The organism is Priestia sp. AB (assembly GCF_028369225.1).
Taxonomy (GTDB): Bacteria; Bacillota; Bacilli; order Bacillales; family Bacillaceae_H; genus Priestia; species Priestia megaterium.
On record NZ_JAQMYN010000001.1, the window covers coordinates 613974 to 638326 of the forward strand.

Genomic DNA, 24353 nt, shown 5'->3' on the forward strand with positions numbered 1-24353 from the left:
TACATAGTGACAGCTAGCGTAAGTGAAAATCTAGAAGCAGTTCAACAAACAATTGCTGAAGCGTGTAAAAAAGTTAATCGAAATCGAGAAGATGTAGAGCTGATTGCTGTAACAAAATACGTTTCCACAAAACGAGCAGCAGAAGCAGTGGATGCCGGCATTTTACATCTCGGAGAAAACAGGGATGAAGGTCTTCTAGAAAAGTATGAATCAATCGGTGAGAAAGCGACCTGGCATTTTATCGGAAGCTTACAAACAAGAAAAGTAAAAAATGTGATTGATAAAGTTGACTATATTCATTCACTAGACCGATTATCTTTAGCAAAAGAAATTGATAAACGTGCAGGACATCGTATAAAATGTTTTGTACAAGTTAATGTTGCCGAAGAACAATCAAAGCATGGCCTTGCTGTAGAAGATGTAATTCCATTTATTCAATCTCTTGAAGCATTTGCAAATATCCAAGTGGTCGGATTGATGACCATGGCTCCTCACACAGATGACGAGTCAACGCTTCGCAGCTGTTTTCAAGGTCTAAAAAAATTGCAGAGTCGTATACAAGAACTAAACTTGCCATATGCACCGTGTACAGAGCTATCAATGGGAATGTCAAACGATTATGCAATTGCAATTGAAGAAGGAGCAACATTCATTCGACTAGGAACCACGTTAGTTGGGAATGAACGTTAAGGAGGTGTAATTCAAGATGAGTATGAAAAATCGCTTTAGAAGTTTTTTTGCTCTTGATGATGATACTGAATATGTAGAAGAACATTACGAAGAAGAAGAGTCGGTAGAAGAGCCTGTACAGCAGTCGAGACCAGCAGCGAAAGCTAGTCAGCAGCCGAATCAGCAGCAAAATGTGATTAGCTTGCAAAGCGTTCAAAAATCATCAAAAATGATGCTTTGCGAACCTCGCGTCTATGCCGAAGCACAAGAAATTACGGATCATTTAAAAAATCGTAAAGTCGTAGTTGTTAATTTACAGCGCATTCAACGAGATCAAGCAGTGAGAATTGTCGACTTTTTAAGTGGTACAGTTTATGCTTTAGGCGGGGACATTCAAAAAATTGGAACCGACATCTTTTTATGTACACCTGATAATGTAGACGTAAGCGGAAGCATTTCAGATATGATGGGAGAACACGATACAACAAACGTAAAGAGGTGGTAGTTTTTGGACATCGTTTTTGGGATTCTTGGAAAATTAATTGGGCTTTACTCATGGGCACTGATTATTTACATTTTGATGTCTTGGGTACCCGATGTAAGGGCGTCTAAGTTTGGTCAGCTGCTTGGCAGTATTTGTGAGCCTTACTTAGAGCCTTTTCGTAAAATCATTCCGCCTATTGGCATGATTGATATTTCACCTCTTGTTGCAATCTTTTTATTGCGATTTGCTGAAAGAGGCGTGTATTCACTTAATAATGTGGTGGGTTTTATTTAAAAAAGGAATCGCTGGATTCCTTTTTTACATACCAATAGTAGGAGTAATAATATGTCTATTTATGAACATTTTAGGCAAGAAGAACATGGATTTATTGACCAGGTTCTTCAGTGGAAAGAAGATGTCCTACATCAATACAGCCCAAAATTAACGGACTTTTTAGATCCAAGAGAGCAGCAGATTGTGACGGCTATTGTCGGGACTGAAGGAGAGGTTCAAGTTTCATTTGATGGTGGACAACCGTTTGCTGAACGCAAGCGTGCGCTGCTATATCCGGATTACTATGTACCTCAAAGCGAAGATTTTCAGTTGCATATGTACGAGCTCAATTATCCTAAAAAGTTTGTGACGATTGAACATCCTCAAGTTCTTGGTTCGGCGATGTCCTTAGGACTGCGCCGTTCAAAATTTGGCGATATTTTGGTCGCGGGAGACGATATTCAGCTTGTAGTTGCAGAGGAAATTTCTTCTTATATTGAGATGAATTTAACATCAATTGGAAAAGCCAAAGTTTCACTTTCTTCTATTCAAAGAGAGCAGCTGCATGTTTTAAAAGAAGAGCTGGTTGAACACGTTTATACAGTTTCTTCAATGAGGCTTGATGTTTTGCTGTCGACCATTCACAATTTATCAAGACAAAAAGTCCAGCCGTTTATTGCAAATGGAGCGGTAAAAGTAAATTTTAAAGTCATTGAACAGCCTTCTTTTGAATGTCATGAAGGTGATATTTTGTCGCTTCGTGGTCACGGCAGAAGTCGTATCGTTTCACTTGAAGGCAAAACCAAAAAAGAAAAATGGCGAATTGTTGTAGGAAAGCAGAAATAAAGAAATCTACTAGCAGGAAATTTTAAAAATATGTCGAATAAACCATTACTAATGACGTAATGAGACAACACGGAGGTGGCCTAGATGCCTTTAACCCCTTTGGATATTCATAACAAAGAGTTTAATCGCGGATTTCGCGGATATGATGAAGATGAAGTAAATGAGTTTCTTGACCAAGTAATTAAAGACTATGAGCTGGTCATGCGTGATAAAAAGGAGTTAGAAGGAAGAGTATCTGAATTAACAGATCGTCTTGGACATTTTACTAACATCGAAGAAACGTTAAATAAATCAATTTTAATTGCTCAAGAAGCAGCGGAAGATGTGAAGCGAAACGCTGAAAAAGAAGCGAAGCTCATTATAAAAGAAGCAGAAAAAAATGCGGACCGTATTATTAATGAAGCACTGTCTAAGTCTCGTAAAATTGCGATGGACATTGAGGAGACGAAAAAGCAGTCTAAAGTATTTAGAACTCGTTTCAAAATGTTAATCGAAGCACAGCTTGAAATGTTAAACAGCGACGACTGGGATCAGTTGATGGATTATGAGATGCCAGCGCTAGAAGAAAAAATTGACTAGTCAAGACATCATCTTGACTTCTCACGTTTTGTTGTCATATAATTTGGTAACAGATGAAATTTCATATCAAACAGTACGGAGACAGGGACAGTAGCTTTTTTAGTTTGTCAAAGCGAATCGAGGATGGTGTGAGCTCGATAACAAACAAAAAAGTGAAAATCACCCTAGAGTACCATTGCTGAACTGATGATAGTAAGCAGTGGCGGTTTATTCACGTTACGAATGCAAAGAGGATTTGCGTACAGCAAATCTACTAGGGTGGTACCGCGGGAGGCCTTCTCGTCCCTTTTTGGGATGAGGAGGTCTTTTTGTTATGGTACAAAAAGATATGAAATTTACGTTTTTTTTGGAGGGTAAAACATGGAATATAAAGATACATTATTGATGCTAAAAACTGAATTTCCAATGCGTGGAAATTTACCGAACCGCGAGCCTAAAATGCAAGAACAGTGGGCTGAAATGAATATTTATGAAAAAGTACAAAAACGTACGGAAGGCCGTCCGCTATTTGTCCTGCATGATGGACCTCCATATGCGAATGGCGATATTCACATGGGACATGCATTAAATAAAATTTTAAAAGATTTTATCGTTCGCTATAAGTCGATGTCAGGCTTCTGCGCACCTTATGTACCAGGCTGGGATACACACGGTTTGCCAATTGAAACAGCTTTAACAAAAAATAAAAAAGTAAACCGCAAAGAAATGACGGTAGCTGAGTTCCGTAAGCTTTGCGAACAGTATGCTTGGGAACAAGTAAACGGCCAGCGTGAGCAGTTTAAGCGTTTAGGTGTACGCGGAGATTGGGATAATCCATATGTAACGCTTCAGCCGCAGTACGAAGCGCAGCAAATCAAAGTGTTTGGTGACATGGCGAAAAAAGGCTACATCTATAAAGGGTTAAAACCTGTGTACTGGTCCCCTTCAAGTGAATCTGCTTTAGCAGAAGCGGAAATTGAATACTATGATAAGCGTTCAGCTTCTATTTACGTAGCGTTTAACGTAAAAGATGGTAAAGGTGTGCTTGAACAAGATGAAAAATTCATCATTTGGACGACAACACCATGGACAATGCCAGCTAACCAAGGGATTGCTGTCAATCCTGAGCTTCAGTACAGCGTAGTTGAAGCAGATGGAGCAAAATATGTAGTGGCAACTGAACTGATTGAAACAGTTGCTAAAGAAATTGAATGGGCTGACTATAAGACGCTTCGTACGGTAAAAGGTTCAGAACTTGAGCGTGTAGTAGCCGAGCATCCAATCTACAAGCGTGATTCATTAGTTGTTCTTGGGGATCACGTAACAACGGATGCTGGTACTGGGTGTGTTCATACAGCACCGGGACACGGGGAAGACGACTTTATCGTTGGTCAAAAATACGGTTTGGAAGTTCTTTGTCCAGTCGACAGTAAGGGTCATATGACGAATGAAGCACCTGGATTTGAAGGGTTATTCTATGATAAAGCGAATAAGCCGATTACAGACAAACTAGAAGAAGAAGGCGCGCTGTTAAAATTAAGTTTCATTACCCACTCATACCCACATGACTGGCGTACAAAGAAACCAACAATTTTCCGTGCAACAGCACAGTGGTTTGCGTCTATTAAAGATTTCCGTGAAGATTTATTAAAAGCAGTAGAAAAAACAAAATGGGTGCCTACTTGGGGTGAAACGCGACTTTATAACATGGTGCGTGACCGCGGCGACTGGTGTATTTCTCGCCAACGTGCATGGGGCGTTCCGATTCCGGTATTTTATGCTGAAAATGATGAGCCAATCATTACGGACGAAACAATCGAACACGTATCAAATCTATTTAGAGAACATGGATCAAACGTATGGTTTGAGCGTGAAGCAAAAGACTTGCTTCCGGAAGGCTTTACTCATGAAGGAAGCCCAAATGGCCGCTTCACAAAAGAAACAGACATCATGGACGTATGGTTTGACTCTGGTTCTTCACATCAAGCTGTTCTTGAAGAACGTGAAGACTTACAGCGTCCGGCTGATTTGTATTTAGAAGGTTCTGACCAATACCGCGGCTGGTTTAATTCAAGTCTTTCTACAAGCGTAGCTGTAACGGGTGAAGCACCTTATAAAGGGGTACTTAGCCACGGATTTGCTTTAGACGGTGAAGGTCGCAAAATGAGTAAGTCATTAGGAAACGTTGTAATTCCAGAAAAAGTAATGAAACAACTAGGTGCAGATATTTTACGTTTATGGGTAGCTTCTGTAGATTACCAAGCTGATGTTCGTGTATCTGATAACATTTTAAAACAAGTAGCAGAAGTATATCGTAAAATCCGCAACACGTTCCGTTTCTTACTAGGAAACTTAGCGGACTTTAATCCAACAACTGATGCTGTAGCTGTTGAAGACCTTCGTGAAGTAGACCGCTACATGCTTGTGAAGTTGAACAAATTAATTGATAAAGTGAAAAAATCTTATGATTCATATGAATTCTCAAGCATTTATCACGCAGTGCATAATTTCTGTACAATTGATATGAGTTCATTCTACTTAGACTTTGCAAAAGATGTATTGTACATCGAAGCAGAAAATAATGTAGAGCGCCGCAGCATTCAAACGGTTCTTTATGAAACGTTATTATCGTTAACGAAATTAGTGTCTCCAATTCTTTCTCATACAGCAGACGAAGTATGGGTTCACATTCCAAATGTAACGGAAGAAAGCGTGCAGCTAGTTGATATGCCAGAGGTTCAAGAAATCGAAGGAGCAGATCAATTAGTAGAGAAATGGGATGCATTCATGGAGCTTCGTGATGAAGTATTAAAAGCGCTAGAACAGGCTCGTAATGAAAAAGTAATCGGTAAGTCTTTAGAAGCAAAATTAACGCTGTATCCAACAGCAGATACGAAAGAACTGTTAGCATCTATTTCTGAAAATGTAGGTCAACTCTTCATCGTTTCAGATCTTGAGGTAGCAGAAGGTGAAGCACCTGCTGAAGCACAAAAATTCAGCTATGCTTCAATTGTTGTAAGTAAAGCAGAAGGTGAGAAGTGTGAGCGCTGCTGGGTTGTATCACCAACAGTTGGCGAAGATCAAGATCACCCGACTTTATGTACACGCTGTGCGGATGTTGTAAAAAATCACTACGTTCAGCAGTAATTAACAAAAACACGTCCTTTTTGGGCGTGTTTTTTGCTGTACGAAATTCCCAAATACAATGGTATAAAGCATTTAAAGCCTTAGGAAAAACTTGTGTTGTAGATTCGATGGAAAACTCGGTAAACCTAACATCATTAATACTTCATCTTATCAGCACAGGAGGCGTTTGAATGTATGAAAATTATCTTTCCATTGGACAGGAATTAGCTCTTATTAAAGAAGAATTACAAGATCGCCTATTGAGATATGCTACAGAACAATCTGGTTATATAGATGAAAAGGAACGTTACGTAATAGAAATGATTAAAGCCGATTTAAAAGATGTAGAACACGCGTTAGCAAAGCTTGACGTTGGTGTGTTCGGAATTGATGAACTAACTGGCGAAGTGATGTCTATTCATAAATTAAAAGTAATGCCGACGGCCCGCACAAATGAAGATTTATTTGTTTTATGGTGAGAAGCGAGAAAAAAAATGAATTATGTGCTAAAATGCTTTAGTATGGATTCGTTTGATTTTATTGCGGGAGGAAAACGTTTGTGTTTTATTATCTTATCGCTTTAGCTGTTATACTTATTGATCAGGTAACAAAATGGATGATTGTAAAAGAAATGTATTATGGACAAAGCATCACCGTAATTGAAAACTTTCTTTACATTACCTCTCATCGTAACAGAGGAGCCGCGTGGGGGATTTTACAAGGACAGATGTGGTTCTTTTATCTCATTACGGTGGTTGTGGTAGTCGGTTTAATAATTTATATTCAAAAGCTCAAAAAACAAGATAAATGGTTCGGTATTGCGCTAGCATTAATGTTAGGCGGCGCCATTGGAAACTTTATTGATCGAGTGGTCCGTAAAGAAGTAGTTGATTTCGTAAATACATACATCTTTACGTATGATTTTCCGATTTTTAACGTAGCCGATTCGGCACTTGTCGTCGGAGTAATCATCATGTTTATTATGACGCTGTTTGAAGGGAAAATGAAGAAGGAGCACAAAGAATGAATGTAATTGAAACAGTTATAAATGAAGAACAAGCGGGAGAACGTATTGATAAAGTACTTTCGACTGTAAATGCAGAATGGTCACGTTCACAAGTGCAGCAATGGATTAAAGAAGGTCACGCAAAAGTGAACGATAAAACCGTTAAAGGAAACTATAAATGTAAAACAGGAGACGCTATTATTATCGAAGTGCCTGAACTAGAAGAGCTTGATGTGGTAGCGGAAGAAATGGATTTAGATATTTATTATGAAGATCAAGATGTGCTTGTTGTAAATAAACCTCGCGGCATGGTTGTACATCCAGCTCCTGGTCATCATAGCGGCACGCTTGTAAACGGCCTAATGGCTCACTGTAAAGATTTATCCGGTATTAACGGCGTTATGCGCCCTGGTATCGTTCATCGAATTGATAAAGATACATCCGGTTTACTTATGGTTGCAAAAAATGATTTAGCTCATGAATCACTAGTTAGTCAGCTTGTAGCTAAAACAGTAACGCGTCGTTATAAAGCTATCGTTCACGGAGTAATTGCGCACGATCACGGTACAATTGATGCGCCAATCGGCAGAGATAAGCAAGATCGTCAAAGCATGACGGTGACTGATGAAAACAGTCGTGATGCAGTGACGCACTTTACTGTATTGCAGCGTTTTAAAGATTTTTCACTAGTCGAATGTAAGCTAGAAACGGGGCGAACACACCAAATTCGCGTTCATATGAAGTATATTGGCTTTCCGCTTGCCGGGGATCCGAAGTACGGACCGAAAAAAACGCTTCCGATTGACGGACAAGCGCTTCATGCAGGTGTATTAGGCTTTATTCACCCTCGTACAAATGAATATATGGAATTTGAAGCACCGGCTCCAAAAGAGTTTAATGAGATGCTAGAGCTTATTGAAAAAAGAAGTTGACAACTGCCATAAGTGATGGCATACTTGTATTAACTTAATAAGAACCTTTAAGAACAGTCCGGAGAGGCTGAGAAGGAAACGGTGCAGAAAAGGCATATTTATAGCCTTTTTGAAGAAATATGTTTAAAACCAAATCCTCTTGCCTCAAGGCAAGAGGATTTTTTTATGTCAACAACTTGAGGTGAAAAACAGTGAACGTAAAAGCTACCGTACTTGACGAACAGGCTATCCGCCGCGCTTTAACTCGAATTGCACATGAGATTATTGAAAAGAATAAAGGAATCGAAAATTGTGTGCTAGTGGGGATTAAAACGCGAGGTATTTATATCGCAAAACGTTTAGCAGAACGAATTGCACAAATTGAAGGAAACACATTGCCAGTCGGAGAACTAGACATCACGCTTTACCGAGATGATTTATCGAAAGTGACAAGCAATGATGAGCCTCTCGTAAAAGGATCAGATATTCCGACAGATATTGCAAATAAGAACGTCATCCTAGTAGACGATGTGTTATATACGGGCCGTACGGTTCGAGCAGCACTTGATGCACTGATTGATATCGGCCGACCTGAACTCATTCAGCTGGCTGTTTTAGTGGATAGAGGTCACCGCGAGCTGCCGATTCGAGCAGACTATGTTGGTAAAAATGTACCGACAGCTAAAAGTGAAAAAATTGCGGTGCATTTGATGGAAGTAGACGAAAAAGACCACGTGTCTATTTACGAAAAATAAATTATATACCCTTTTAAATAGTAGTCCCGTGAGGCTGCAAAAGGGGGGTCACTATACAAGGAAAACTATACTGCGGTATAGCGTCTTCCTTGTATGCTGAAAACCTCTTTGCCTCTGCGTAAAGAGGTTTTTTAATAGTGATAGGAGGAAAAACATATGAGTCAACAACGAGATTTTGTACTTGATATACATGATAAACCAAAAGCAGTAAATTGGTTAACATTGAGTCTGCAGCATTTGTTTGCAATGTTTGGGTCGACGGTGCTAGTGCCGTTCCTAGTGGGATTCAGCCCGGCAATTGCTTTGATTTCAAGCGGGGTAGGAACGCTTGCTTTCCTGCTCATTACAAGAGGTCAAATTCCTTCTTACCTTGGTTCATCGTTCGCGTTCATCACGCCAATCATTTTCGCAAAAGCTTCGTTTGGACCTGAAGAAACGATGGTTGGCTGTTTCTTAGCCGGACTTGTGTATGGAATCGTTGCTTTGATTATAAAAGGAACAGGAATTAATTGGATTATGAAGCTGCTTCCTCCGGTTGTAGTAGGACCAGTTATTATGGTTATAGGCTTAGGACTGGCTAATACAGCAGTAGGCATGGCTATGAACGATGCAAAAGGAAATTACAGCTTAACTTACCTGATGGTTGCGCTTGTGACGCTAGCGATAACAGTTGCTTGCTCAATCTTCTTTAAAAACATTATCAGTCTAATTCCGGTACTGATGGGAATTATCGGCGGATACATCTTCGCTTATACACAAGGATTGGTAGACTTTTCAAAGGTAGTGAAAGCAGAGTGGATTGAAATACCTCACTTCTACGTGCCGTTCGTCACATACACGCCGTCCATTTCATTAGGGATTGTGCTTATCATGGTACCTGTAGCAGTCGTAACACTCTCAGAACATATCGGACACATTCTTGTCTTAAATAAGATTGTGGATCGAAACTATATTGAAAAACCAGGGCTGCACAGATCGATTTTAGGAGACGGAGTAGCCACTATGCTTGCTGCGCTGATCGGCGGACCTCCAAATACAACATACGGTGAGAACATCGGAGTGTTAGCCATCACAAAGGTGCTTAGCGTATTTGTAATAGCAGGCGCAGCAGTCTTCGCGATTTTGTTCGGGTTTGTCGGCAAAATCAACGCTCTTATTTCAAGTATACCAACGCCGGTCATGGGCGGGATTTCAATTCTCTTATTCGGAATCATTGCTTCATCAGGCTTGCGCATGATGGTGGATGCAAAGGTAGACCTTGGATCAAAACGAAACTTAATGATTGCTTCGATTATCTTAGTGTTAGGAATCGGAGGAGCACACTTAGATATCTCAGAACATGTAAAGATTGATAGCATGGCACTGTCTGCTATCATGGGAGTTCTGCTGAATCTAGTTCTGCCGAAAGAGAAGGTAAAAGAAGCAGAAAACGTTCAACAAACGTCAGCACGAAAAATTTCATAGAACGCCTTTTAATTGAAATCCAGAGAGGTTTCTAAGGGTGTGTGAAAAGCGCGTTATAGACGAAGCTTGTTTTCTTACACCCTTTCTAAGTTAGAAAGGGTGTTTTTTATAAAGAAATGCGAGGAAAGCAAAAATGGAGGGAATCGATATGAAACATTTAGTGACAGTCTCAACACTAGAAACAAATGAAATTCTAGAGATTTTAGACAGCGCTGAAAACTATCGAACGAATAAACAAGGATGGAAACCGGAAGAGAAAATGTTTGTTGCCAACTTATTTTTTGAAGCGAGCACGCGTACTCGATGCAGCTTTGAAATGGCAGAACAGCAGTTAGGATTAACAACAATTCCGTTTGAAGTAACAACTTCAAGCGTCCAAAAAGGAGAAACGCTTTATGACACGATTGAAACATTAGCTTCAATCGGCGTTCAGTCAGTTGTTATTCGCCACCCGCAAGATCGTTATTATGAAGCACTGCAGGAAAAAGTATCGATTCCCATCATTAATGCAGGAGACGGATGCGGTCAGCATCCAACTCAGTGTCTGCTTGATCTACTGACGATTCGCCAAGAGTTCGGCTCGTTTAAAGGATTAAAAGTCGCAATAGTCGGAGATTTGCGACATAGCCGCGTAGCGAGATCCAATGCTGAAATGCTGACAAAACTAGGGGCGACCGTATATTTTGCGGGACCTGAAGAATGGAAAGATGAAGAGAACAGACACGGTACATATCTTGATATCGATGAAGCAATCGAAACGGTCGATGTTGTGATGCTGCTGCGTATTCAATTTGAAAGGCATGAAGAGAACACTTCAGAGCTTGCACAGAACTACCACAGCCGCTTCGGATTAACCGTTGAACGAGAGCGGAAAATGAAATCACATAGCATTATCCTTCATCCAGCTCCTGTAAACAGAGGAGTCGAAATTGCAGATGAGCTCGTTGAATGTGAACGCTCAAGAATTTTTAAACAAATGCAAAATGGCGTGTACATTCGCATGGCAGTATTAGCAAGAGCGCTACAACCAATTGAAAGGGGACTTAATAATGACAACAATTATCAAAAATGCTACATGGTTAAATGAAGGGAAAATTGAACAAGTCGAACTGAAAATTGAAAATGGTGTAATTGCTGAAATAGCTTCACACATCGACGTAGAGAATGAAGAAGTCATTGATGCAGGCGGGAACTTCTTATCATCGGGTTTAATCGATGTCCACGTTCACTTGCGCGAGCCAGGGGGAGAAAAGAAAGAAACGATTGAAACGGGTACTCTAGCAGCGGCAAAGGGCGGTTTTACAGCAATTGCTGCAATGCCAAACACGCGTCCAGTTCCGGATACTGTTGAACAAATGGAGTGGGTAAACAAGCGTATTGAAGATACAGCGCATGTTCGCGTATTGCCATACGCATCGATTACCACTCGCCAATTAGGAAAAGAACTAACGGACTTTGAAGGCTTAAAAGAAGCGGGCGCATTTGCTTTTACAGATGATGGAGTAGGCGTTCAGTCAACAGGAATGATGCTAGAAGCGATGAAGAAAGCCGCTTCATTAAATAAAGCAATCGTTGCACACTGTGAAGATAATGATTTAATCAACAAAGGCTGCGTCCACGACGGAAAATTTGCAAAAGAACATGGACTAAACGGTATCCCTTCTATCTGTGAAGCCGTTCAAATTGCACGAGATGTCCTGCTTGCTGAAGCAGCAAACTGTCACTACCATGTGTGTCACGTAAGTACAAAAGAATCCATTCGCGCCATTCGGGATGCAAAAAAAGCAGGCATTCGCGTAACCGCAGAAGTAACGCCTCATCATTTACTGCTAAATGAGGAAGACATCCCTGAGCTTGATTCAAATTTTAAAATGAATCCGCCGCTTCGAGGAAAAGATGATCAACAGGCATTAATTGAAGCTTTATTAGACGGAACGCTTGATTTTATCGCCACTGATCATGCACCGCACACAGCGGACGAAAAAGCAGAAGGCATGGAGCTTGCGCCGTTTGGGATTGTGGGACTTGAAACAGCTTTCCCGCTTCTTTATACAAACTTGGTATTAAAAGAAGTAATGACGCTAGAGCAGCTAGTATCATATTTAACAAACAAGCCTGCTGACACGTTCAACCTTCCTTATGGCACCATCGAAGTAGGGAAACCAGCAGATTTAACTATCATTGATCTTGAAACAGAAAAAGCAATTAATCCAGAAGAATTTGTATCAAAAGGTAAAAATACGCCGTTTGCTAACTGGGTATGCAAAGGTTGGCCGGTAATGACATTAGTAGAAGGTAAACGAGTATGGGAGGATGTTAAAGCATGCAACGTCAACTAATTTTAGAAGATGGAACAGTATTTATCGGAAAAGGATTCGGCAGCGACAAAGAAATGACAGGAGAAGTTGTTTTCAACACGGGAATGACAGGATATCAAGAAATTCTATCTGATCCATCATACTGTGCACAAATTGTGACATTAACATATCCTTTAATCGGAAACTACGGTATTAACCGCGATGACTTTGAGTCGATTGAACCAGCTGTACACGGTTTGATTGTAAAAGAAATTTGTGATGCTCCTTCAAACTTCAGAAGCGAACTATCAGTAGATGAATTTTTAAAACAAAAAGATATTCCAGGATTAGCTGGAATCGACACGAGAAAATTAACGAGAAAAATTCGTCAGCACGGTGCGCTTCGCGGACGCGTGTGCAACATGGAAGTCAATGTAGAAGAAGTGGTAGCACAGCTTCAAAATCATGAACTTCCGACTGATTCAGTTAAAAAAGTATCAACAGTGAAGCCTTACCCAAGCCCAGGCAGAGGTAAAAAAGTGGTACTCGTTGACTTTGGAATGAAACACGGAATTTTACGCGAATTAACAGCTCGTCAATGCGACGTGATTGTGGTTCCTTATAACGTAACTGCGCAAGAAATTCTTCAATTAAATCCAGATGGCATCATGTTGAGCAACGGACCTGGAGACCCAAAAGACGTACCTGAAGCAATCGAGATGATTCAAGGGGTTTTAGGAAAGGTTCCTCTTTTCGGAATTTGTTTAGGACATCAGCTGTTTGCGCTAGCATGCGGAGCAGATACAGAAAAAATGAAATTTGGTCATCGTGGATCCAACCATCCTGTAAAGGATCTAAAAACCAATAAAGTAGCTCTTACATCTCAAAACCACGGCTATACAGTATGTGAGCCATCTCTTGTCAACACGCCATTAGAAGTGACGCATGTTGCGCTTAACGATGGAACAGTTGAAGGAGTAAAGCATAAAGAATATCCGGCATTTACGGTTCAATATCACCCTGAAGCATCACCGGGACCTGAAGATGCAAACGGATTGTTCAACGAATTTATGGATCTTATGAAAAACAATCAGAAAGTAGGTAATTGCTAATGCCAAAACGTCAAGATATTAACACAATTCTCGTAATCGGATCAGGACCAATCGTCATCGGACAGGCGGCAGAGTTTGACTATGCAGGAGCGCAAGCGTGTATTGCGCTAAAAGAAGAAGGATACAAAGTTATTCTTGTGAACTCCAATCCTGCAACAATCATGACAGATTCAGAAATGGCAGACAAAGTATATATTGAACCTCTAACGGTTGAATTTGTAAGCTCAATTATTCGTAAAGAACGCCCGGATGCACTGCTTCCAACGCTTGGCGGTCAAACGGGACTGAACTTAGCGGTAGAATTACATGAAACAGGCATTTTAGAAGAATTTAATGTAGAAATTCTCGGGACAAAATTATCGGCGATTGAACAAGCTGAAGACCGTGAGCAGTTCCGTTCATTAATGAATGAACTAAATCAGCCTGTCCCAGCAAGTGAAATCATTCATTCGCTAGACGAAGCATATGCGTTTGTTGAACAAGTAAACTATCCGGTAATTGTGCGTCCTGCTTATACGCTTGGCGGTACGGGAGGCGGAATTTGTGACAACGAGCAAGAGCTGATTGAAATTGTAACAAGTGGATTAAAACACAGTCCTGTAACACAGTGCTTACTTGAGAAAAGCATTGCAGGCTTTAAAGAAATTGAATATGAAGTAATGCGCGACGCAAACGATAATGCGATTGTAGTATGTAATATGGAAAACTTTGATCCGGTCGGTATTCATACTGGAGATTCAATTGTTGTAGCACCAAGCCAAACGCTAAGCGACCGTGAGTATCAGCTGCTTAGAAATGCGTCACTAACAATTATCCGAGCGCTTAAAATCGAAGGCGGATGTAACGTTCAGCTAGCACTAGATCCAGAAAGCTTCCAATATTACGTAATTGAAGTAAACCCTCGTGTAAGCCGCTCATCGGCTTTAGCATCAAAAGCAACAGGGTATCCAATTGCAAAATTAGCAGCAAAAATTGCGGTAGGCTTAACATTAGATGAAATGATGAACCCGGTAACTGGGAAGACATACGCATGTTTCGAACCAGCACTAGATTACATCGTATCTAAAATTCCACGCTGGCCGTTTGATAAATTTGAATCAGCTAACCGTAAACTGGGTACACAGATGAAGGCAACAGGGGAAGTAATGGCAATTGGCCGCACGTTCGAAGAGTCAATTTTAAAAGCCGTACGCTCACTTGAGTCAAACGTTCATCACTTAGAGCTGAAAGATGCGCATGAATTTGATGATGCCATTATTGAAAAACGTATTCGCAAGGCTGGCGATGAGCGATTATTCTACATCGCAGAAGCCATTCGCCGCGGCGTAACAATTCAGCAAATTCATGACTGGAGCAAAATCGATCTCTTCTTCTTAGTAAAACTTGAAAAAGTGATTGCTTTTGAAAATGTGTTAAAAGAAGAGATTCATAACGTAGAAGTTTTACAGGAAGCAAAAGAAATGGGATTTGCAGACTGCACGATTGCTAAGTTGTGGAATCAAACAGAGCGTGAAGTATATGACTTCCGCAAACAAAATGGCGTGATGCCAGTATACAAAACGGTAGATACATGTGCAGCAGAATTTGAATCTACAACACCATATTTCTACGGCACGTTTGAAGATGAAAACGAATCGATTGTTACAGATCGTAAAAGCGTTGTAGTGTTAGGGTCAGGACCAATCCGCATCGGACAAGGAATTGAGTTTGACTATGCAACAGTTCACTCGGTGTGGGCGATTAAAGAAGCTGGATACGAGGCGATTATTGTAAATAATAATCCAGAAACAGTATCAACTGACTTCAGTATTTCAGATAAATTATACTTCGAGCCGCTGACGATTGAAGATGTGATGCATATCATCGATTTAGAAAAACCAGAAGGTGTGGTTGTACAGTTCGGTGGTCAAACAGCAATCAACTTAGCGGACGAGCTAGAAGCAAGAGGGGTCAAGATTTTAGGAACGTCGCTTGAAAGCTTAGATGCAGCGGAAGACCGTAAAAAATTCGAAGCAACGCTAGCCCGTTTAGAAGTACCTCAACCGCTTGGAAAGACGGTTACATCCGTAGAAGAAGCAGTGGTTGTGGCAAAAGAAATTGGTTATCCGGTGCTTGTACGACCTTCATATGTACTAGGCGGACGCGCAATGGAAATTGTGTATAAAGAAGAAGAACTGCTTCACTATATGGAACACGCGGTAAAAGTACACGCTGATCACCCTGTGTTAATCGACCGCTACTTAACTGGAAAAGAAATTGAAGTCGATGCCATTTCAGACGGTGAAACAGTGGTTATTCCAGGGATTATGGAACATGTAGAGCGCGCGGGTGTACACTCAGGTGACTCCATTGCTGTATATCCACCGCAAACTCTGTCACAGGACGTAAAAGATACAATCATTGATTACACAACACGTATTGCAAAAGGCTTAAACATTATTGGACTGCTCAACATTCAGTTCGTCTTATCAAAAGGAGAAGTGTTTGTTCTTGAAGTAAATCCTCGTTCAAGCCGTACGGTGCCGTTCTTAAGTAAAATTACGCGTATTCCGATGGCGAATGTCGCAACAAAAGTTATTTTAGGAACAAGTTTGCGAGAGCTTGGTTATGAATCAGGCATGCACCCTGAAGAAGAAGGTGTCTACGTAAAAGTGCCGGTCTTCTCATTTGCAAAGCTGCGTCGCGTAGATATTACGCTTGGACCTGAAATGAAATCTACTGGAGAAGTAATGGGGCAAGATTCAACGTACGAAAAAGCATTATATAAAGGACTAATTGCGTCAGGTATGTCCATTAAGCCGTACGGTTCAGTACTTATGACAGTAGCGGATAAAGACAAAGAAGAGGCAACAGCGCTTGCGAAGCGTTTTGCTAACATCGGCTACCAGGTGATTGCAACGGAAGGAACAGCTTCAACGTTTACAAAAGAAGACATTCGCGTAAAAGTAGTAAATAAAATTCATCATGAAGATCACAATCTTTTAGATGTGATACGAAAAGGTGAAGCGCAGCTTGTCATCAACACGCTAACAAAAGGAAAACAGCCTGCGCGTGACGGATTTAAAATTCGCCGTGAAGCAGTTGAAAATGGTGTACCTTGCTTAACATCACTTGATACAGCAGAAGCGATTTTACGAGTGCTTGAAACGATCAGCTTCCATACAACACCAATGAAAAAAGTTCGTCCAACTAAAGAGGTGACAACCGTATGATCAAACATGAAATGATGCAAGTCGTCAGTCAGCGACCGTTAACACACAATGTATATGAATTAACCCTTCAAGGCGAGCTTGTTCGTTTCATGAATGAGCCGGGGCAGTTTGTGCATATCCGCGTCAACAACGACTATTTGCCACTGCTTCGCAGACCAATCAGTATTGCAGAAATTGACCAAACGCACGAACAATTTACGATGATTTACCGTGCAGAAGGGGCGGGAACATCGCTGCTTGCCGAAAAACAAGCCGGACAGTCGATTGACGTGTTAGGTCCGCTTGGCCACGGTTTTCCATTGGAAGCGATAGAGTCAGGTCAAACGGCTTTATTAGTAGGGGGAGGCATTGGGGTGCCTCCGCTCTATGAGCTTTCAAAAAGACTTCGTGAAAAAGGCGTGCAGGTTATTCACGTCTTAGGCTTTCAATCAAAAGCAGACGTATTTTACGAGCGAGAGTTTTTAGCTTTAGGAGAAACATATATTGCAACGGTAGACGGCTCTTACGGAACAAAAGGTTTTGTCACAACGGTGATTGACGAGCAGCAGTTTTCATATGACGTTATGTTTTCATGCGGTCCAACTCCGATGTTAAAAGCACTAGAAAATAATTATACAAACAAGCCGCTTTACATTTCTTTAGAAGAAAGAATGGGTTGTGGAATCGGTGCTTGTTTTGCATGTGTATGCAGAGAAAGTGAAGATTCTACGGCGTATAAAAAAATCTGCAGCGACGGTCCCGTCTTTCAAGCAGGGGAGGTGCTTCTATGAGTATGCTAAAAACGACATTGCCAGGATTAGATTTGAAAAATCCAATTATGCCCGCATCCGGCTGTTTTGGATTTGGGCGTGAGTATGCTCAATTTTATTCACTTGATGCACTTGGAGCCATTATGATTAAAGCGACTACTGCGGACACTCGTTTTGGCAATCCAACTCCTCGCGTAGCAGAAACATCTGCAGGAATGTTAAATGCGATTGGATTACAAAATCCTGGGTTAGAAAAAGTAATGAACGAAGAGCTCGTTTGGCTTCAGCAATATGATGTGCCGATTATCGCGAACGTAGCCGGTGCTTCAATTGAAGAATATGTGCACGTGGCAAAAGAAATTTCAACTGTATCAAATGTAAAAGCACTTGAATTGAATATTTCATGTCCTAACGTAAAAGAAGGCGGAATTGCGTTTGGCGTAGATCCTGTCATTGCTGCTCGTTTAACGAAAGCAGTAAAAGATGTTTCAAATGTTCCAGTTTATGTTAAACTATCACCAAACGTATCAAATATTGTAGATATGGCGATGGCTGTTGAAGAAGCCGGCGCGGATGGCTTAACGATGATCAATACGCTTCTCGGGATGCGTCTGGATTTGAAAACAGCTCAGCCGGTTTTAGCGAACGGCACAGGGGGACTGTCAGGACCTTCAATTAAACCGGTAGCGATTCGAATGGTATATGAAGTGAGTCAAAAAGTGAACATTCCAATTATCGGTATGGGCGGAGTGACAACTGCTGAAGATGCACTCGAGTTCCTATATGCAGGTGCAAGTGCAGTGGCGGTTGGTACAGCAAACTTTGTTGACCCGTATGTATGTCCAACCATCATTGACGAACTGCCAAGGCTATTAACATCATTAGGATACGAGCATGTTTCAGAATGTATCGGAAGGAGCTGGAAAAAGCGTGAAGCAACCGTTAATCATTGCTCTTGATTTTTCATCAATTAACGATGTACAGCAGTTTTTAATGCCTTTTCAACAAGAGTCATTGTTTGTGAAAGTAGGCATGGAACTGTTTTATAAAGAAGGGTTATCCATTATTTCTGCATTAAAAGAGCAAAACCACCAAATCTTTTTAGACTTAAAGCTTCATGATATTCCCAATACAGTAAAGCAAGGGATGAAGTCTTTAGCTTCTCTTGAAGTGGATTTGGTTAACGTTCACGCAGCGGGCGGAATGAACATGATGCAAGCAGCCGTTGAAGGACTTGACTTAGGAACCGCTGCTGGCAAAAAGCGCCCGGATTGTATTGCGGTTACTCAGCTAACGAGTACATCTGATGAAATGCTAAAAGAGCAGCAGCTCATTACACATTCGATGCAAGAAGTGGTTACGCATTATGCAGCGCTTGCTAAAAAAAGTGGACTTGACGGCGTTGTATGTTCTACTCATGAAGTCCCTTCGATTCGAAAAGCAGCAGGAGAGGACTTTTTGACCGTAACGCCGGGTATTCGTATGGGCACAGATTCAGTAGATGACCAAGTCCGTGTGGCAACACCTCAGCTAGCGAGAGAATATGGCTCAAGTGCCATTGTCGTTGGACGTTCTATTACTAAAGCAAAAGACCCGCTTAAAGCATATTATGAGATGTTACAGCAGTGGAAAGGGGAGCGTATTACGCGATGACAAAACTACGAAAAGAAATTGCAAAACAATTAATTGATATTGAGGCAGTAAGCCTTCAACCAAACGAGCCGTTTACGTGGGCCTCTGGAATTAAGTCACCTATTTATTGTGACAACCGTCTAACGCTTAGCTACCCGAAAGTGCGAAAAGAAATTGCAAAAGGTCTGCAGCATTTAATTAAAACGTATTTTGCCAATGCAGAAGTGATTGCTGGTACCGCTACAGCTGGTATCCCTCATGCAGCATGGGTAAGTGAAGCGCTAGAGCTTCCAATGTGCTATGTGCGAAGCAAAGCAAAAGAACATGGCCAAGGAAATCAAATCGAAGGAAAAGTAACAAAAGGTCAAAAAGTAGTTGTGATTGAAGATTTGATTTCAACTGGCGGAAGTGTGTTTACCGCAGTCGATGCATTAAAAGCGCAGGGGTGTGAAGTGCTGGGAGTTGTGTCTATCTTTACATATGAGCTGGAAAAAGCGCGTCAGCTGTTTAAAGAAAAAGAACTTCAAGTTTATTCGCTAACAGACTACTCTACGCTAGTAGAAGCGGCAAACGAAGCGGGATACATTGAAGAAGAAGCGATGGACAAGCTATTTAAATGGCGTGAAAACCCTTCAGACCCTTCATGGATGAACTAAACTAGGTCTATATAATAAACCCCCTTTCTATATAGAAAGGGGGTTTTTATTATGACTGACGCAGCTTCAGTACAAGTTCTTCGCTAGGCGTTACGTACACCGTTTGCTGGTTATCGTACGTCACAAAACCAGGCTTGGCACCGCTTGGTTTTTTTACGTGGCGAATTTTTGTATAGTCCACGGGTACCGAACTTGAATTTTTAGCTTTACTAAAGTAAGCAGCAAGATGAGCCGCTTCTAAAATTGTTTCTTCTGAAGGCTCTTGGCTGCGGATAACAACGTGAGAACCGGGTATATCTTTCGTATGAAACCAAACGTCATCACGAGCAGCAAGGCGATTTGTTAAATACTCATTTTGCTTATTGTTTTTTCCAACTAAAATCGTCGTGCCGTCGCTTGAAACGTATTGTTCAAGTGTAGGCGTGGTGTTTTTTTGTTTTTTCGCTTGTTTTTGCTGACGGTTGCGCAAATATCCTTCTTCCACAAGCTCTTCACGAATCTCTGCAATGTCTTTGTGAGTAGCAGTATCCATTTGCTGAATAAGTGATTCAAAATACTGTACTTCTTCGTTTGCTTTTTCAATTTGTTCGATTACAATCGAAACGGAATTTTTCGCTTTTTGATACTTTGTGAAATAGCTTTGAGCATTTTGAGACGGTGATTTTTGCGGATCTAATGAAATCGTAAGTGTACCGCTATTTTCATCATAATAATTAATAACATCCACTTTCGCATCTCCTTTTTTGACAAGGTGTAAATTTGCGGTAAGGAGTTCACCGGCTAGCTGATAATCAGATGCTTTTTCTGCATTTTGCAGCGTTTGCTCAAGTTTTTTTATTTTTTTCTCATTTTTCTTTTTCTCGGTAGAAATAAACTGTACTAAATCATGCGCTTGCTGCTTTACACGATCTCGCTCTGCTTTCCCGTAGTAATAGCGGTCAAGAAGCTCGCTGATGGTTGCATACGTCTTTTTCGTACCCTCTAAATGCGTTAATTCCAGTAAATAAAAGTAGTCTTTTTGATTAACGGTTGTCAGAGTCGGTGTAAACTGACCTTCTTTGATCAGAGTCATCGTTTCGACGAATGATTTTGGAAGGGTAGAACGATTCGCTAAGCCAGAGCGAAACACCACTTCATTTGCAATTAAAGGAGAAAGCCCTGAGAAGGTTTGCACTAGCTGGGTGGCTAACTTTCCGCTATTAAAATCAATTTTTTTAACCACGGTTTCTTCATCGGCTTCAAATGGATGAAGCTTATCTTGACTAGGAGGCAGTACGTAAGGTGCTCCGGGTAGAAGCGTACGGTGCCTGTTCAAGGCCATTGGAACGTGTTTAATGCTGTCGATAATCGTTTGTTTTTCTTTATCTACAAGCACAACATTACTATGTCTTCCCATGATTTCAATAATAAGCTGCTTGTACGTCACGTCGCCAATTTCATTTCGTCCTTTTGTTTCAATGACTAAAATGCGGTCCAATCCAAGCTGATACACGTGTTCAATAATGCTTCCTTCTAAATGTTTGCGAAGCAGCATACAAAACATAGGAGGCTCAGATGGATTTTCATAGGGCTCATTTGTAAAATGAACGCGTGAATAGTTAGGGTGAGCTGAGATTAAAAGTTTGCGGTTTTCACCTTTAGCGCGTACTTGTAAAATCAACTCGTTTGGAAACGGCTGATATATTTTTGAAATTCGTCCTGAAACCAAGGTCTCAGATAATTCTTGTAAAATGCCATATGTAAAAATACCATCAAATGACATAGTGCTCACATCCTTAAGTAATTGAAAATTGTCCTATAGAAAAGTATAGCATTTTTTAGGACGAGTCTGAATAAGCATACGATATAAGATTGTAACAATCTAATAGGTGCATTTACAAATAAAAGGGTGTGAAAAGATGCAATGAAATGGTATGAATTAGGTGAAAAAGCAATAGTAGAAGTAACAAAAACAGACAGGCAGCATGGTCTTACACACAAAGAAGTAAAAGCACGTCAACAGCAGCAAGGATTTAATGAATTGACTGAAGGTGAGAAAAAACCGGCCATTCTTGTGTTTCTAGAGCAGTTTAAAGATTTTATGGTACTGGTTTTACTAGCTGCCACGCTTATTTCAGGGCTTTTAGGCGAATACATCGATGCGGTTGCTATTATTGCCATTGTAGTAATTAATGGATTTCTAGGCTTTTTTCAAGAAAGAAAAGCCGAGAAATCTCTTCATGCATTAAAAGAGCTTTCTGCTCCTCAAGTAGCAGCTATGCGTGAAGGGAAATGGGTTAAGTTACCATCTAAAGAGCTGGTAGTAGGAGACGTTGTAAAGTTTTCGAGCGGAGACCGTATCGGGGCTGACCTTCGAATTATGGAAGCTAAAAGTCTAGAAATTGAAGAATCAGCGCTTACGGGAGAGTCTTTGCCTGTTGCCAAGCAAATAAAAGCTTTGCCAGGAGATGAAGTGCCGCTTGGAGATCAGGACAATATGGCATTTATGGGTACGCTTGTGACGCGAGGAAGCGGAACAGGTATCGTTGTAGGGATTGGAATGAAAACAGCGATGGGGCAAATTGCTGATTTGCTTCAAAATGCTGAAGCCATGATTACTCCTCTTCAACGGAAGTTAGAGCAATTAGGTAAAATTTTAATCGTTGTAGCTCTTGCACTTACTGTATTAGTTGTCGGGATTGGTGTGCTGCAAGGTCATGATTTATACAGTATGTTCTTAGCGGGAGTTTCCTTAGCTGTTGCTGCCATACCCGAAGGTCTTCCTGCAATCGTAACCGTGGCGCTATCTCTTGGTGTACAGCGCATGATTAAGCAAAGATCCATTGTTCGCAAACTTCCTGCTGTTGAAACACTAGGATGCGCATCAGTCATTTGCTCAGACAAAACGGGCACATTAACGCAAAATAAAATGACGGTTACTCACCTCTGGTCAGGAGGAATGACGTGGAGGGTATCAGGGACAGGGTATGAACCTACGGGCGTATTTTCGCGAGAGGAAAGAGAAGTTGATACACGGAGTGAAAAACCGCTTCAGCAGCTTTTGGTGTTTGGTCTGCTTTGCAATCAAACATCTATTTCGAAAAAAGATAAAGAATATGTCATCGACGGGGATCCTACTGAAGCGGCTTTGCTTGTGGCCGCGATGAAAGCGGGGCTGACAAAAGAAAACATTCAAAAGCAGTTTACGATTATTGAAGAGTTTCCATTTGATTCAACGCGTAAAATGATGAGTGTAGTCATTGAAGACGCATCTAATAAGCGCTATGTCATAACAAAAGGTGCTCCTGATGTGCTGCTTGTAAACAGCAAAAATATTTTGTGGGAAAGCAGACAACAAACGCTGTCGGTAACGGTTCATAATAAAGTAAAAGGAGCGATTGATCAGTTAGCTAGCCAAGCGCTTCGAACCATTGCGATTGCTTATCGGCCGTTAGGAGACCATGAGAGCGTTCATACAGAGAACGCAGCGGAAAAAGACCTTACTTTCCTCGGGCTTCAAGGAATGATTGATCCGCCAAGACCAGAAGTCAAGCAAGCGGTCAAAGAATGCCGAGACGCAGGAATCAAAACCGTTATGATTACAGGTGACCACGTTATTACAGCACAGGCGATTGCAAAACAGCTAGGCATTCTACCGAAAAACGGTCAAGTCTTGGAAGGAACGGATTTATCCAAAATGACGCAGGAAGAGCTAGAAGAAGTAGTGGATGATGTTTACGTATATGCCAGGGTATCGCCTGAACATAAACTTAAAATTGTTAAAGCTCTTCAAGCAAAAGATCACATTGTAGCTATGACGGGCGACGGCGTAAATGATGCACCGGCTATTAAAGCAGCAGACATAGGCATCGCGATGGGCATCACCGGGACAGACGTAGCAAAAGAAGCGTCTTCACTCGTTTTGCTTGATGATAATTTTGCTACTATTAAATCAGCGATCAAAGAAGGACGAAACATCTATGAAAATATTCGAAAGTTTATCCGTTACTTGCTTGCATCAAATGTAGGAGAAATTTTAGTTATGCTCTTTGCAATGATTTTAGCACTTCCGCTTCCGCTAGTGCCAATTCAAATACTATGGGTAAACTTAGTAACAGACGGTTTGCCTGCGATGGCTCTTGGCTTAGACCAGCCGGAGGACAACGTGATGAAGCGTCATCCAAGGCATCCGCGCGAAGGTATTTTTGCAAGAGGATTAGGGTGGAAAGTAGTCAGCCGCGGGTTTTTAATTGGAGCTGCTACACTTGCTGCGTTCATGATTGTCTACGACAATGACCCAGATCGATTGCAGTATGCTCAGACGATTGCATTTGCCACGCTTGTCATGGCGCAGCTTATTCACGTATTTGACTGCCGAAGTGAAAAATCAATCTTTGATCGCAATCCATTTCAGAACTTATATCTTGTAGGAGCCGTTATTTCATCTATTATCCTTATGCTAGTGGCTATCTACTATCCGCCCCTGCAGCCTATTTTCCATACAATGGCCATTGCACCGCGGGAATGGCTCGTTATTTTAGGACTTGCAAGTCTTCCAACTTTTTTACTTGCCGGTTCACTTTTAACAAGAAAACCTTCATAAATTGTGCTATACTTTAATACA

The 24353-nt window shown here is 41.1% G+C and carries 21 protein-coding genes and 1 other annotated feature; of the genes, 20 read left to right on the top strand and 1 reads right to left on the bottom strand.

Going from position 1 to position 24353, the window contains the following annotated elements; translation table 11 throughout:
• Positions 1-6 precede the first annotated feature (6 nt).
• The 19 genes from POF52_RS03185 to pyrE all read left to right on the top strand — a co-directional run bounded on the left by POF52_RS03185 (position 7) and on the right by pyrE (position 19750).
• Entirely contained in the window at positions 7-690 is a 684-nt protein-coding gene (locus POF52_RS03185) for a YggS family pyridoxal phosphate-dependent enzyme (protein WP_271989690.1), read from the top strand.
• A gap of 16 nt (positions 691-706) precedes the next feature.
• The gene (locus POF52_RS03190) at positions 707-1174 is read left to right on the top strand and encodes a cell division protein SepF (protein WP_013084848.1); all 468 of its coding nucleotides are present in this window, start codon (positions 707-709) and stop codon (positions 1172-1174) included.
• 3 nt (positions 1175-1177) lie between these two features.
• Positions 1178-1447 (top strand): YggT family protein, encoded by a 270-nt coding sequence (locus POF52_RS03195; RefSeq protein ID WP_013058947.1) that lies wholly within the window; start codon positions 1178-1180, stop codon positions 1445-1447.
• 51 nt (positions 1448-1498) lie between these two features.
• Positions 1499-2272 carry a YlmH family RNA-binding protein gene (locus POF52_RS03200; protein WP_271989692.1) on the top strand — a complete coding sequence of 258 codons (774 nt, stop codon included), beginning with the start codon at positions 1499-1501 and terminating at the stop codon, positions 2270-2272.
• A gap of 84 nt (positions 2273-2356) precedes the next feature.
• Positions 2357-2851, top strand: coding sequence for a DivIVA domain-containing protein (locus POF52_RS03205; RefSeq protein WP_013058945.1), 495 nt, complete (start codon positions 2357-2359; stop codon positions 2849-2851).
• A gap of 69 nt (positions 2852-2920) precedes the next feature.
• Positions 2921-3141, top strand: a binding site (T-box leader).
• Between the two features lie 70 nt (positions 3142-3211).
• On the top strand, positions 3212-5977 hold the full coding sequence (ileS, locus tag POF52_RS03210) for an isoleucine--tRNA ligase (protein WP_271989694.1): 2766 nt from the start codon (positions 3212-3214) through the stop codon (positions 5975-5977).
• Between the two features lie 170 nt (positions 5978-6147).
• A complete protein-coding gene (locus tag POF52_RS03215; RefSeq protein WP_271989696.1) occupies positions 6148-6435 on the top strand; it encodes a conjugal transfer protein TraR in 288 nt (95 codons plus the stop codon).
• Positions 6436-6515: 80 nt separating this feature from the next.
• The gene (lspA, locus tag POF52_RS03220; RefSeq protein ID WP_013084844.1) at positions 6516-6983 is read left to right on the top strand and encodes a signal peptidase II; all 468 of its coding nucleotides are present in this window, start codon (positions 6516-6518) and stop codon (positions 6981-6983) included.
• The gene (locus POF52_RS03225; protein WP_013058941.1) at positions 6980-7894 is read left to right on the top strand and encodes an RluA family pseudouridine synthase; all 915 of its coding nucleotides are present in this window, start codon (positions 6980-6982) and stop codon (positions 7892-7894) included. The genes lspA and POF52_RS03225 overlap by 4 nt, the downstream gene beginning before the upstream one ends.
• Before the next feature lie 191 nt (positions 7895-8085).
• Positions 8086-8628: a bifunctional pyr operon transcriptional regulator/uracil phosphoribosyltransferase PyrR gene (pyrR, locus tag POF52_RS03230; RefSeq protein WP_013058940.1), complete on the top strand. Its 543-nt coding sequence runs from the start codon at positions 8086-8088 to the stop codon at positions 8626-8628.
• A 156-nt stretch (positions 8629-8784) separates the two neighbouring features.
• Positions 8785-10092 carry a uracil-xanthine permease family protein gene (locus POF52_RS03235; RefSeq protein WP_271989700.1) on the top strand — a complete coding sequence of 436 codons (1308 nt, stop codon included), beginning with the start codon at positions 8785-8787 and terminating at the stop codon, positions 10090-10092.
• A 148-nt stretch (positions 10093-10240) separates the two neighbouring features.
• A complete protein-coding gene (locus tag POF52_RS03240) occupies positions 10241-11179 on the top strand; it encodes an aspartate carbamoyltransferase catalytic subunit (RefSeq protein WP_013058938.1) in 939 nt (312 codons plus the stop codon).
• On the top strand, positions 11142-12431 hold the full coding sequence (locus tag POF52_RS03245) for a dihydroorotase (RefSeq protein WP_271989703.1): 1290 nt from the start codon (positions 11142-11144) through the stop codon (positions 12429-12431). The genes POF52_RS03240 and POF52_RS03245 overlap by 38 nt, the downstream gene beginning before the upstream one ends.
• Positions 12416-13501, top strand: coding sequence for a carbamoyl phosphate synthase small subunit (locus POF52_RS03250; RefSeq protein ID WP_013084840.1), 1086 nt, complete (start codon positions 12416-12418; stop codon positions 13499-13501). Before POF52_RS03245 ends, POF52_RS03250 begins: the two co-directional genes overlap by 16 nt.
• Positions 13501-16713 (top strand): carbamoyl-phosphate synthase large subunit, encoded by a 3213-nt coding sequence (gene carB, locus POF52_RS03255; protein WP_271989706.1) that lies wholly within the window; start codon positions 13501-13503, stop codon positions 16711-16713. The genes POF52_RS03250 and carB overlap by 1 nt, the downstream gene beginning before the upstream one ends.
• Positions 16710-17483 (top strand): dihydroorotate dehydrogenase electron transfer subunit, encoded by a 774-nt coding sequence (locus POF52_RS03260; RefSeq protein ID WP_013084838.1) that lies wholly within the window; start codon positions 16710-16712, stop codon positions 17481-17483. Before carB ends, POF52_RS03260 begins: the two co-directional genes overlap by 4 nt.
• Positions 17480-18421 carry a dihydroorotate dehydrogenase gene (locus POF52_RS03265; RefSeq protein WP_016765435.1) on the top strand — a complete coding sequence of 314 codons (942 nt, stop codon included), beginning with the start codon at positions 17480-17482 and terminating at the stop codon, positions 18419-18421. Before POF52_RS03260 ends, POF52_RS03265 begins: the two co-directional genes overlap by 4 nt.
• Positions 18393-19115, top strand: a complete 723-nt coding sequence (pyrF, locus tag POF52_RS03270; protein ID WP_013058932.1) for an orotidine-5'-phosphate decarboxylase — start codon at positions 18393-18395, stop codon at positions 19113-19115. The genes POF52_RS03265 and pyrF overlap by 29 nt, the downstream gene beginning before the upstream one ends.
• Positions 19112-19750: an orotate phosphoribosyltransferase gene (gene pyrE, locus POF52_RS03275; protein WP_013058931.1), complete on the top strand. Its 639-nt coding sequence runs from the start codon at positions 19112-19114 to the stop codon at positions 19748-19750. The genes pyrF and pyrE overlap by 4 nt, the downstream gene beginning before the upstream one ends.
• Positions 19751-19799: 49 nt before the next feature.
• Here pyrE and POF52_RS03280 read toward each other — a convergent pair whose 3' ends face one another.
• Positions 19800-21512: an Rqc2 family fibronectin-binding protein gene (locus POF52_RS03280; RefSeq protein WP_034649169.1), complete on the bottom strand. Its 1713-nt coding sequence runs from the start codon at positions 21510-21512 to the stop codon at positions 19800-19802.
• 141 nt (positions 21513-21653) lie between these two features.
• Here POF52_RS03280 and POF52_RS03285 point away from each other — a divergent pair, with 141 nt between their 5' ends.
• Complete coding sequence (locus POF52_RS03285; RefSeq protein WP_271989711.1) at positions 21654-24332, top strand: calcium-translocating P-type ATPase, SERCA-type; 2679 nt, start codon at positions 21654-21656, stop codon at positions 24330-24332.
• The last annotated feature ends 21 nt before the right edge of the window (positions 24333-24353 follow it).

Bases quoted from the DNA above. Each gene is read 5' to 3' on its own strand.
- POF52_RS03190 (WP_013084848.1), top strand. From the start codon at position 707: ATGAGTATGAAAAATCGCTTTAGAAGTTTTTTTGCTCTTGATGATGAT.
- POF52_RS03200 (WP_271989692.1), top strand. From the start codon at position 1,499: ATGTCTATTTATGAACATTTTAGGCAAGAAGAACATGGATTTATTGAC.
- POF52_RS03205 (WP_013058945.1), top strand. From the start codon at position 2,357: ATGCCTTTAACCCCTTTGGATATTCATAACAAAGAGTTTAATCGCGGA.
- ileS (WP_271989694.1), top strand. From the start codon at position 3,212: ATGGAATATAAAGATACATTATTGATGCTAAAAACTGAATTTCCAATG.
- POF52_RS03215 (WP_271989696.1), top strand. From the start codon at position 6,148: ATGTATGAAAATTATCTTTCCATTGGACAGGAATTAGCTCTTATTAAA.
- POF52_RS03225 (WP_013058941.1), top strand. From the start codon at position 6,980: ATGAATGTAATTGAAACAGTTATAAATGAAGAACAAGCGGGAGAACGT.
- POF52_RS03235 (WP_271989700.1), top strand. From the start codon at position 8,785: ATGAGTCAACAACGAGATTTTGTACTTGATATACATGATAAACCAAAA.
- POF52_RS03240 (WP_013058938.1), top strand. From the start codon at position 10,241: ATGAAACATTTAGTGACAGTCTCAACACTAGAAACAAATGAAATTCTA.
- POF52_RS03245 (WP_271989703.1), top strand. From the start codon at position 11,142: ATGACAACAATTATCAAAAATGCTACATGGTTAAATGAAGGGAAAATT.
- POF52_RS03250 (WP_013084840.1), top strand. From the start codon at position 12,416: ATGCAACGTCAACTAATTTTAGAAGATGGAACAGTATTTATCGGAAAA.
- carB (WP_271989706.1), top strand. From the start codon at position 13,501: ATGCCAAAACGTCAAGATATTAACACAATTCTCGTAATCGGATCAGGA.
- POF52_RS03260 (WP_013084838.1), top strand. From the start codon at position 16,710: ATGATCAAACATGAAATGATGCAAGTCGTCAGTCAGCGACCGTTAACA.
- POF52_RS03265 (WP_016765435.1), top strand. From the start codon at position 17,480: ATGAGTATGCTAAAAACGACATTGCCAGGATTAGATTTGAAAAATCCA.
- pyrE (WP_013058931.1), top strand. From the start codon at position 19,112: ATGACAAAACTACGAAAAGAAATTGCAAAACAATTAATTGATATTGAG.
- POF52_RS03280 (WP_034649169.1), bottom strand. From the start codon at position 21,512: ATGTCATTTGATGGTATTTTTACATATGGCATTTTACAAGAATTATCT.
- POF52_RS03285 (WP_271989711.1), top strand. From the start codon at position 21,654: ATGAAATGGTATGAATTAGGTGAAAAAGCAATAGTAGAAGTAACAAAA.